Genomic DNA, 10,555 nt, shown 5'->3' with positions numbered 1-10,555 from the left:
AACCATCGCGCGGGGAATGCCGGGATGTCTCGGCTGAACCTTGTATGGGGAGTAAGTTGTCAAGAGGGGCGTCGTTTGTTGGGGGCGGTCTTTGGCGCCAAGGAGAGGCGCGGTCAAGGCTGGCCGAAGGCCACCGCCGGAGGCGGCGCGTCAGCGGCCTTGAGCGCGCCGAGCTTGGCGCCATCATGGCGCGCCCGCAACGCGCGGTGTCGCGATGGCAGGCCGGACGTGATGCGAGGATTGGGCCGTGAACGACAATGCGGAACGACCGCATCACCTTGTATCCGGTCGGGCGCGAGGCCCGGTACCCTGATCTTTCATGCACGGGGGAAGGTAAGGCCCAGTCAAGACGGGACCCCTCTGTGAGAGCGGGAGGTTTATGCCCCCGGTTCAGCACGGTCACGCGTCGGTCCTGGCTCACGTCGGCTGTCATGGCGCGCGCAGCCGTTTACGAAGTTGGACGCAGCACGGCGCCTTCGGGAACAACGCCGGTCACCAGATAGCGCCACAGCGCCACCATCAGCTTGCGTGCCAGAGCGACAATGGCAATTCGCCGGATGCGTCCCTTGATGTCGCGCACCCGCTCGCGGAACCAGCGTGTCAGTGCGCTGTCCGGCTGATGAACGGTCCATAGCCACGCCAGCTCGACCGCGAGCTCACGGGCGCGCCGGTTGCCGGCTTTGCTGATGCCCTGCTCACGGCTGCGCTCGCCACTGTCATAGGGCGTGCCGGTGAGACCAAAGTAGCTGCCGACCTGACGACGGTTGTCGAAGTCGCGATAGAACACCTCGTTGACCAACTTCTGGCCGCCGACCGGGCCGATGCTCCTGAGATCCATGAGCTGCATGATCCTGGCTTCCGGCGAGCCGGGCCGAGCGGCGCACAGCTCGGCTTTGCTTTTGGCCTCGAGCTCCTTGAGCTGCCGTGCCACCAGGCACAGTCGCTCGTGTTCGCGCACGATCTCTTCCTTGAGCCGCACCGGCAGTGGACGACCGTCGCCAGTGCGCAGGCTGGCAAGGCTTTCCAGGAACGAGCGATCGAGCGGGTGGACGTCGCGAATGCCCTGGCCGTGCAGCAGTCCCTTGATGCGGTTGCTGTGAGCCGTGCACTCCTGGATCAGGCGATCACGTTCACGGGTACGGCGCTTGCGATCCTCATCCTCGACGCTTGGCACGTGGACGATGCTGCAGACCCGAGGCTCGCCCCGCAAATGGGCGAGGAACGCCCGCATCAGCTTCTCCAGATCGATCCGGTCGGTCTTGGCGCGCCGGGCACGACGGTTCACCTCGATGCTGGAAGGGTCGACCTCATGATTGACGATGCCTTGTCCGCTCAGCCATCGGTGCAGCCAGTGGCCATCCAAGCCTGCTTCGTAGCATGACAGGATGCGCACCGGCCGGCCGCCCGCGGCAGCCGCAGCCTTCTTGCGCATGTCCGCAAGCCGGGCCGCCAAGGCGGCCAAGTCACCGCCGCCGATCGTGTACCGGCTCAGTTTCTGCGAGCCAGGAAGCAGCACGCCGAGCTTCCATTTCGCTTTGCTCAGTTCAAACGCGAGGTAAACCGTGGCATGCTCCGCCGCGGCGGGTGTGTCAGTGCGATCGAGCTTGATCATCTTGATCCTCCGAGGGCCGGATGGTTCGGAAATCCAATCCTAACCCTTCTTGACCACCCGCCGCCCCATAGGATCTGTGGTGACTGCCGCCTGCTTTTTTTCTGCAGGCGGGCCATGGGGGCGGCCAGCTCCCGGCATTCCCTGCGCCCTCTGCCTGATCGGGGGGCAACACCGATGACATCACTCGGGCGCCTGGCGCCGCGAGAGCAGTGACGCACGTCTTCATGGCGATGCCCAGGGGGAGGGAGCGCGGGAACCAAATTCCGCAGCCAAGGTTAGCTGGCATGCAGGAGGACTCCCGATGCGCCGTCCGAAGATTCAGCCGTCCCGCAACAAGCTCGACATGACCGATCAGGCTCAGGTCCGCGTGGTGACCAAGCGGCTGAAGATGTCGCCTGGCGAATTGTCCGAGATGGTCGAACGCATCGGCAACTCCATCGCAGCCATCACCAAGGAAGTCGCGCAGCAACGAGCCGCGAAGGCAGCGCCGGAAGGAGCCGTGATCGCGTCGGTGACGGTGACCGAGACCAAGGCGGAAGTGATCGTGCCGGACGAGACGCCAGCGGCAACCTAGCAATCGACGCTGATCATCGAGACCCCCGGCAATCGATCTGGGGAATCGGACGAAGGGGGCAAAGGATGGACCAACGCACCGACCTCGGTGACGCTTTGACGCAGGCGGCGTTCAATCTGCGCAAGACCAGGATCAGCGAAGGCCGTCCGTTTCCTCTCGGCGCGACCTGGGACGGGCTCGGCGTCAACTTTGCGATCTTTTCCGCCCATGCGACCAAGATCGAGCTGTGCCTGTTCGACGACACCGGCGAGACCGAGCTCGAGCGCATCGAGCTTCCCGAATACACCGATGAGGTCTGGCACGGCTACCTGCCGGCCGCGCGGCCCGGCACGGTGTATGGCTATCGCGTGCATGGACCCTACGAGCCGGACGCCGGTCACAGGTTCAATCCGAACAAGCTCGTGATCGACCCCTATGCCAAGCAGCTCGTCGGCAACCTGCGCTGGGGGCCGGAGCTGTTCGGCTACCGGCTCGATCACGCCGACAAGGACCTGTCGTTCGACGACCGCGACAGTGCGCCCTTGATGCTGAAGTGCCGGGTCATCGATCCCGCCTTCACGTGGGGCACCTCACGCAAGCCGGAAATTCCGTGGGAGCGGACGATCTTCTACGAGATGCACGTCAAGGGCTTCACCAAGCTGCATCCGCTGGTGCCCGAGGCCGACCGCGGCACCTTCGCCGGTCTCGCGCATCAGGACATTCCGGCCTATCTGCGCTCCCTGGGCATCACCTCCGCCGAGCTGTTGCCGATCCACGCCTTCATCGACGACAGCTATCTGGTCGAGAAGGGGCTGCGCAACTACTGGGGCTACAATTCGATCGGCTTCTTCGCACCGGAGCCGCGCTATCTGAAGACGCCGTTCGCGACCGAATTCAAGACCATGGTCAACCAGTTCCACGCGAATGGCATCGAGGTGATCCTCGACGTGGTCTACAACCACACCGCCGAAGGCAATGAGCTCGGGCCGACCTTGTCGTTCAAGGGCATCGACAATGCCAGCTACTACCGGCTGATGCCGGACCAGAAGCGCTACTACATCAACGACACCGGCACGGGCAATACGGTGAACCTGTCGCACCAGCGCGTGCTGCAGCTCGTCGCGGACTCCTTGCGCTATTGGGCGACCGAGATGCGGGTCGACGGCTTCCGCTTTGACCTCGCCACCATCCTCGCGCGCGAGCCCTATGGCTTCGACGAGGGCGGCAGCTTCCTGGATGCCTGTCGTCAGGACCCTGTGCTGTCGAGTGTCAAGCTGATCGCCGAGCCCTGGGACATCGGTCCGGGCGGCTATCAGGTCGGCCAGTTTCCACCGGGCTGGGCGGAATGGAACGACAAGTTCCGCGACACCGCGCGTGCGTTCTGGAAGGGCGACGGCGGCACGCTCGCCGATTTCGCCAAGCGCATCTCCGGCTCGGGCGATCTGTTCAACAAGCGCGGCCGCCGCCCCTGGGCGAGCGTGAACTTCATCACCGCGCATGACGGCTTCAACCTCAACGACCTCGTCTCCTACAACGACAAGCACAACGAGGCCAATGGCGAGGACAATCGCGACGGCCACAGCAACAACCACTCCTGGAATTGCGGCGTCGAGGGACCGACCGACGATCCCGAGATCACGGCGTTGCGCGAGCGCCAGAAGCGCAATCTGCTGGCCACGATGCTGCTGTCGCATGGCACGCCGATGCTGCTGGCCGGCGACGAGTTCGGCCATACCCAGAACGGCACCAACAACGCCTATGCGCAGGACAATGAGACCACCTGGCTCGACTGGATGGGCATCACGCCGCAGGGGCGGGCGTTGCGCGAATTCACGCGCAAGCTGATCGCCATGCGCAAGGCGTTTCCGATCCTCTATCGCAGCCGCTTCCTGATCGGCTCGCACAATGAGGACCTCGGCGTCAACGACGTGACCTGGCTCGACCCGTCGGGCGAGGAGATGACGACGGAGCAGTGGACTGACGATCACGCGCGTTGTTTCGGCATGCTGCTCGACGGCCGCGCCCAGGAGACCGGCGTTAAGCGGCGTGGCTCGGATGCGACGCTCCTGCTGGTCTACAACGCGCATTTCGACGTCGTGAACTTCACGCTTCCGTCCGTGCCCGAAGGCCATAATTGGCTGGCGCTGCTCGACACCAACCAGCCGGATGCACAGCCGCAGTCGTTCCCGTTCGGCCACGTCTACGCGGTGACCGGGCGATCGCTGCTGGCCTTCGGGCTGTCCTCGGAGCAGCAGCCGATGCGCGGCCTGCGCCATGGCCTCGGTGCCCTGCTCGACATCGCGGAGGCGCCGCTGGGGTAGGATGTTCGGCGGATTTTGCGGTCAGGCACCGCGGGCGTATTTCGCAAGCCGCGCGTCGAGCACGCCGAGCATGGCCTCGCGCGCCGGATCGCGCGAGCCGCGCAGCCAGACGGCCGCGAGCGGAAGCCGTCCGGCGGTGCTGCCGCGTGTCATCCGCAGCGGCACGAAGCGGACGCCGGAGACCGCGAGCCGCGAGGTCCAGCGCGGCACGATGGCAATGCCGAGTCGCGCGGCGACGAGATGCACGATGGTCTGCTTCTCATCGGCAAACTGCGCCACGTCGGGCGATAGCCCGGCCTGCGCGAACAGCTTCATGGTGAGGTCGTGGCTGTGCGGCCGCGACCGGCGGTCCGGGACGATCAGCGGCTGGTCGGCGATGTCGGCGAGCGAGACCGCGGCACGCGACGCCAGACGGTGCCGCTGCGGCAGCGCAACGACGGCGCTCTCGCTGAGCAAAGCGCGGAATTCGAGCCTGACATCGGTGCGCGCTGGCGGCCTGACGAAGGCGAGGTCGAGCGCGCCGGAGAGAATCTTCGGCAGCAGCCGGATTGTCTTCTCCTCCGTGAGCTGCACCGCGATGCCGGGATGCTGCGCGCGAAAATCGTGCAGCAATTGCGGCAGCAGCCCGGCGGCCGCGCTGTCGATGGCGCCGACGCGCAGCCGCTGCGCCTTCGTGCTTCGGGTACGGCGGCGGAAGCCGGTTTCGACCGCCTCGACGCGGGCCAGGATCGCCCGGGCGTCGCGCAGCAAGGTCGTGCCGTGCTCGGTCAGCGACACCGCGCGCGTGGTGCGAGCGAACAGCGGCGTCGCGAGATCCTCCTCCAGCAGCTTGATCTGGCGTCCGAGCGCCGAGGGCAGCATCTGCAGCCGCTGCGCCGCCTTGCCGAAATGCAGTTCCTCGGCGGCGGCCACGAAGCAGCGGAGCTGGTGCAATTCCATGGCGGAGTCCTGATGAGGCGATGGGTCGAATTATATCATTTTTTTGTATAATGATGCGAGTATTGAAGCCGGCCTGGTTCGCCGCCTACGCTTGTCAGATCAACGACAAGACGGGACAGGGAGGTGACGATGGCCGGAGAGCTGGAAATGCGCGTGCTGCGCAGGATCACGTTGCGCATCGTGCCCTTCATCATGCTGCTCTACTTCGTAGCCTTCATCGACCGTGTCAACGTCGGCTTCGCAGCGCTGACCATGAACAAGGACATCGGGCTGTCAGCCTCGGCCTATGGGTTCGGCGCCGGCATCTTCTTCTGGGGCTATTTCCTGTTCGAAGTGCCGTCCAACCTCGCCCTCGACAGATTCGGCGCAAGGATCTGGATCGCCCGGGTCATGATCACCTGGGGCTTGGTGTCGGCCGCGATGGCGTTCGTGCAGGGGCCGACGAGCTTCTACGTGCTGCGCTTCCTGCTCGGCGCGGCGGAGGCCGGCTTCTTTCCCGGCATCATCCTCTATCTGTCTTACTGGTTCCCGGCACGGCAGCGCGCCGCAGTCACCGCGCTGTTCATGGCGGCAGCGCCCCTGTCGACCGTGCTCGGATCGCCGGTTTCCGGCGCGCTGCTGGAGATGGACGGCATTCTCGGCTTCAAGGGCTGGCAGTGGCTGTTCCTGATCGAGGCGCTGCCAGCGGTGCTACTCGGCTTCGTCGTGCTCGCCTACATGACCGATCGTCCGGAGCAGGCGCGCTGGCTCGCCGACGACGAGCGCGACTGGCTGGTGCGCACGATGAACGCCGAGCTGGCGAGCAAGGCCGCCACCGCCAGCCACAGCATCTGGCGCGGGTTGGCCGACATCCGCGTGCTCGCGCTCGCGCTGGTCTATTTCGGCACCTCGGCCGGCCTCTACACGCTCGGCGTCTGGGCGCCGCAGATCATCAAGCAGTTCGGCCTGTCGTCGTTCGCCGTCGGCTTCCTCAACGCGGTGCCACCGACCGTGGCCGTGGTCGTCATGATCCTGTGGGCGCGCCATTCCGACCGCACCGCCGAGCGCACCTGGCACGTCGTGCTGGCCTGCGTCGTCGCCGCCGTCGGGCTCTGGCTGGCCGGGCTGTCGACCAGTGTCGCCGCCGTGCTCGCCGCGCTCACGCTCGTCAATGTCGGCATCTCCTCCTCGAAGCCGCCGCTGTGGAGCATGCCCACCATGTTCCTGTCCGGCTCGGCCGCCGCGGCGGGCATCGCGACCATCAACTCGATCGGCAATCTCGGCGGCTTCGTCGGTCCAGCGATGATCGGCTGGATCAAGGACCAGACCGGCAGCTTCAACGGCGGGCTCTATTTCGTCGCCGGGCTGCTGGTGGTATCGGCGGTGCTGACCCTGTTGCTGTCACGTTCTCAACGTGCAAAGGCCGCTGCGGCCACGCAATCCTGACCCATCACACGGAGCCCTTTCATGCGCACCCATTCCATCGCCGCGATTCCCGCCGACGGCATCGGCCCCGAGGTCATCTCCGAAGGTGTCCGTGTGCTCGAGGCGCTCGCCAAGCGCTCGGGCGACATCAGCTTCAACGTCAAGACCTTCGACTGGGGCTCGGACTACTACAAGAAGCACGGCGTGATGATGCCGGCCGACGGCCTCGCCGAGCTGAAGAAGTTCGACGCGATCTATTTCGGCGCGGTCGGCGCTCCCGACGTGCCCGACCACATCACGCTGTGGGGGTTACGACTGCCGATCTGCCAGGGCTTCGATCAGTACGCCAATGTGCGGCCGACCAAGATCCTGCCCGGTGTGGCCTCGCCCTTGCGCAATGTCGGCGTCGGCGATCTCGACTGGGTGATCGTGCGCGAGAATTCCGAGGGCGAATATGCCGGCATGGGCGGCCGCGCGCACCGCGGCCTGCCGGAGGAGGTGGGCACCGAGGTCGCCGTCTTCACCCGCGTCGGCGTCACCCGCATCATGCGCTACGCGTTCAAGCTGGCGCAGTCGCGGCCGCGCAAGTTCCTCACCGTCGTCACCAAGTCGAATGCGCAGCGGCACGGCATGGTGATGTGGGACGAGATCGCCGCCGAAGTGGCGCGCGAATTCCCCGACGTAACCTGGGACAAGATGCTGGTCGATGCGATGACCGTGCGCATGACCTTGCAGCCGAAGAGCCTCGACACCATCGTGGCGACCAATCTGCATGCCGACATTCTGTCCGATCTCGCCGGCGCGCTGGCCGGCAGCCTCGGCGTGGCGCCGACCGGCAACATCGATCCGGAGCGGCGCTTCCCGTCGATGTTCGAGCCGATCCATGGTTCGGCGTTCGATATCACCGGAAAGGGCATCGCCAACCCGGTCGCGACGTTCTGGACCGGCGCGCAAATGCTCGAGCATCTCGGCGAGACGGACGCGGCCGCGCGGCTGATGGCTGCGGTCGAGAAAGTCTGTGCAGCCGGCATCCTGACCCCCGATGTTGGCGGCACGGCGACGACCAAGCAGGTGACCGACGCCGTCATCGACGCGATCCACGGCTCCAACGCCTGAGGCGTGCCGTTCTCTTGCACAATTCTGGCGTGTTCCGTGTCGCGCTTGCAATGGACGCTGCGGGGCGTATATCAGCGCTTCCGCTGCGTCCGCGCATGCCAATCACATGCGTGTCATAGAGACGCGAGACACGGCTTAAGGAGAAAGGACACATCATGCGTCGTCACCGTCGAGCCAAGATCGTTGCGACTGTCGGTCCCGCGAGCAATTCTCCGGAGATGCTGAAAGCGCTGTTCCTCGCCGGTGTGGACACCTTTCGTCTCAACTTCAGCCACGGCACCCAGGCCGATCACGCCAAGGTCCATGCCGCGATCCGCGCGCTCGAGAAGGAAGTGCAGCGGCCGATCGGCATCTTGATGGATCTGCAGGGTCCTAAGATTCGCGTCGGCACTCTGCGCGACAAGAAGATCCAGGTCGAAGTCGGCGAGACGATTCGATTTGTCCTCAACGGCACCGAGGGCGACAAGACATCGATTCCGTTGCCGCATCCGGAAATCTTTGCGGCGGTCTCGCCCGGTCACGATCTTCTGATCGATGACGGCCGCGTCCGCGTCCGCGTCACCGGCCTCGGCGACGACTGGATCGAGGCCAAGGTGATCGTCAGCGGCGCGATTTCCAATCACAAGGGCGTTAATCTGCCGGGCACCATTCTGGAGCTGTCGCCGCTGACGGCCAAGGACCGCTCCGATCTCGCCTTCGGGCTCGAGCTCGGCGTCGACTGGGTGGCGCTGTCGTTCGTGCAGAAGCCGTCGGACGTGCTTGAGGCGAGGGGCCTCATCAACGGCCGCGCCGGCATCATGTCCAAGATCGAGAAGCCGGCGGCGCTGGAGCGGATCGACGACATCATCCAGTTGTCGGACGCGATCATGGTCGCGCGCGGCGATCTCGGCGTCGAGATTCCCAACGAGGACGTGCCGGGCAAGCAGAAGGAGCTGGTGCGCGCCTGCCGGCTCGCCGTGAAGCCGGTGATCGTCGCGACGCAGATGCTGGATTCGATGGTGGCGACGCCGACGCCGACGCGCGCCGAGGTCTCGGACGTCGCCACTGCGATCTATGACGGCGCCGACGCGGTGATGCTGTCGGCGGAGTCTGCCAGCGGCCAATACCCGCGCGAGGCGGTGGCGATGATGGACAGCATCATCAAGGCCACCGAAGGCCACAAGATGTATCGCTCGATCGTCGAGGCGACGCAGCCGGGCGAGGAGCAGACGCCGCCGCATGCGGTGGCAACCGCGGCGGCCGATCTCGCCTCGGCGATCCACGCCAGGGCGATCGTGGCCTATACGTCGAGCGGAACCTCGGCCTCGCGCGTTGCGCGCAAGCGGCCGAGCCTGCCGATTCTGGCGATCACGCCGAACGAGGACACCTCGCGGCGCATGTGCCTGCTGTGGGGCGCGCACAGCGTGCTGTCGCAGGACGTGCAGAGCTACGAGGAGATGGTCGAGCGCGCGACCTTCTTCGCCGTGCAGGAGGAGTTCGCTGAAGCCGGCGACCTGCTCGTCGTCGTCGCCGGCATCCCGTTCGCGCGGGCCGGCACCACCAACAATCTGCGCGTCGTCACCGTGCCGAGATAGGAGGCTGATTTTCCCTGTTCGCGCCGCCCGCCTGTCGCCTGATTGTCGCACCCCGCTGGTATCGCGGGGCAGTGACGAAGGACGTCGCGAGTCGTCGAACGAGCGGTGTCCGGTCGCGGTCCGGCAGGATGGGTTCTGCCGGTGCGGCGTTTCGTCATCGCGGTGTCATCAGGGACTGTTAGGTGGGCGCGCATGGGACTTGAGACTGCTGGTGAAGAAAGCCCGGCTCGGCGCTTTCGGACGTTGTTCATCTCGGACGTTCATCTCGGAGCCCGCGGCTCGCAGGCCAATCTCCTCGTCGATTTCCTGCGCCACCATGATGCAGATACGATCTATCTGGTCGGCGACATCATCGACGGCTGGGCGCTCAAATCGAGCTGGCATTGGCCGCAGTCGCATAACGACCTGGTGCAGAAGATGCTGCGCAAGGCGCGCAAGGGCGCCAAGATCGTCTATGTCCCCGGCAATCACGACGAGTTCCTGCGCGGTTATTACGGCACGCATTTCGGCGGCATCGACGTGGTCGAGAACATCGTCCACACCGGCGCCGACGGCAAACGCTATCTGGTCATTCACGGCGACATCTTCGATCTCGTCGTGCAGAACGCGCGCTGGCTCGCCCATCTCGGCGACAAGGCCTATGATTTCGCGATCCAGATGAACCGGCTGGTCAACTTCTTCCGCCGCATGTTCGGCGTGCCCTATTGGTCGCTGTCGCAATGGGCCAAGCAGAAGGTCAAGAACGCGGTGAACTACATCGGCGCGTTCGAGACGGCGCTGGCCTCCGAGGCGCGAAGGCATGGCGCTGACGGCGTGATCTGCGGCCACATCCATTGCGCTGTCATCCGCGATCAGGACGACATTCGCTACATGAATTGCGGCGACTGGGTCGAGAGCTGCACGGCGCTGGTCGAGCACGAGGACGGCCGCTTCGAGATCCTCACCTGGACCGATCCGCTACGGCAACGCGCGCCGGTTCCCCAACTGGCCGCCCGCGCCGCCTGACACCGGCTCCCTTGCCTCTCGGCAATCGGGC

At 65.4% G+C, this 10,555-nt stretch carries 8 protein-coding genes; 6 read left to right on the top strand and 2 right to left on the bottom strand.

The genetic code is table 11. The features are described 5' to 3' along the window. Positions 1 to 448: 448 nt before the first annotated feature. Positions 449 to 1,612 (bottom strand): IS110 family transposase, encoded by a 1,164-nt coding sequence (locus QX135_RS19325; protein WP_315778738.1) that lies wholly within the window; start codon positions 1,610 to 1,612, stop codon positions 449 to 451. A gap of 301 nt (positions 1,613 to 1,913) precedes the next feature. Between QX135_RS19325 and QX135_RS19320 the strand changes: the two genes are divergently transcribed. Then, entirely contained in the window at positions 1,914 to 2,186 is a 273-nt protein-coding gene (locus tag QX135_RS19320; RefSeq protein ID WP_315738834.1) for a DUF3606 domain-containing protein, read from the top strand. A gap of 65 nt (positions 2,187 to 2,251) precedes the next feature. Continuing rightward, entirely contained in the window at positions 2,252 to 4,486 is a 2,235-nt protein-coding gene (glgX, locus tag QX135_RS19315; RefSeq protein ID WP_316179078.1) for a glycogen debranching protein GlgX, read from the top strand. Between the two features lie 21 nt (positions 4,487 to 4,507). Here glgX and QX135_RS19310 read toward each other — a convergent pair whose 3' ends face one another. Then, a complete protein-coding gene (locus tag QX135_RS19310) occupies positions 4,508 to 5,425 on the bottom strand; it encodes a LysR family transcriptional regulator (protein WP_316179080.1) in 918 nt (305 codons plus the stop codon). 129 nt (positions 5,426 to 5,554) lie between these two features. Between QX135_RS19310 and QX135_RS19305 the strand changes: the two genes are divergently transcribed. The 4 genes from QX135_RS19305 (at position 5,555) to QX135_RS19290 (ending at position 10,524) form a co-directional block, all read left to right on the top strand. Continuing rightward, positions 5,555 to 6,850: a D-galactonate transporter gene (locus QX135_RS19305; protein ID WP_316179082.1), complete on the top strand. Its 1,296-nt coding sequence runs from the start codon at positions 5,555 to 5,557 to the stop codon at positions 6,848 to 6,850. Between the two features lie 21 nt (positions 6,851 to 6,871). After that, positions 6,872 to 7,945: a tartrate dehydrogenase gene (locus tag QX135_RS19300; protein ID WP_315777168.1), complete on the top strand. Its 1,074-nt coding sequence runs from the start codon at positions 6,872 to 6,874 to the stop codon at positions 7,943 to 7,945. A gap of 155 nt (positions 7,946 to 8,100) precedes the next feature. Further along, positions 8,101 to 9,519, top strand: a complete 1,419-nt coding sequence (gene pyk, locus QX135_RS19295; RefSeq protein ID WP_315738829.1) for a pyruvate kinase — start codon at positions 8,101 to 8,103, stop codon at positions 9,517 to 9,519. Positions 9,520 to 9,711: 192 nt separating this feature from the next. Further along, positions 9,712 to 10,524, top strand: a complete 813-nt coding sequence (locus tag QX135_RS19290; protein ID WP_315738828.1) for a UDP-2,3-diacylglucosamine diphosphatase — start codon at positions 9,712 to 9,714, stop codon at positions 10,522 to 10,524. Positions 10,525 to 10,555: the final 31 nt, after the last annotated feature.

The organism is Bradyrhizobium sp. SZCCHNR1098 (assembly GCF_032489375.1).
Classification (GTDB): Bacteria; Pseudomonadota; Alphaproteobacteria; order Rhizobiales; family Xanthobacteraceae; genus Bradyrhizobium.
Note: the sequence above shows the minus strand (reverse complement) of the source record. Positions and strands in the feature narration are given on the sequence as shown.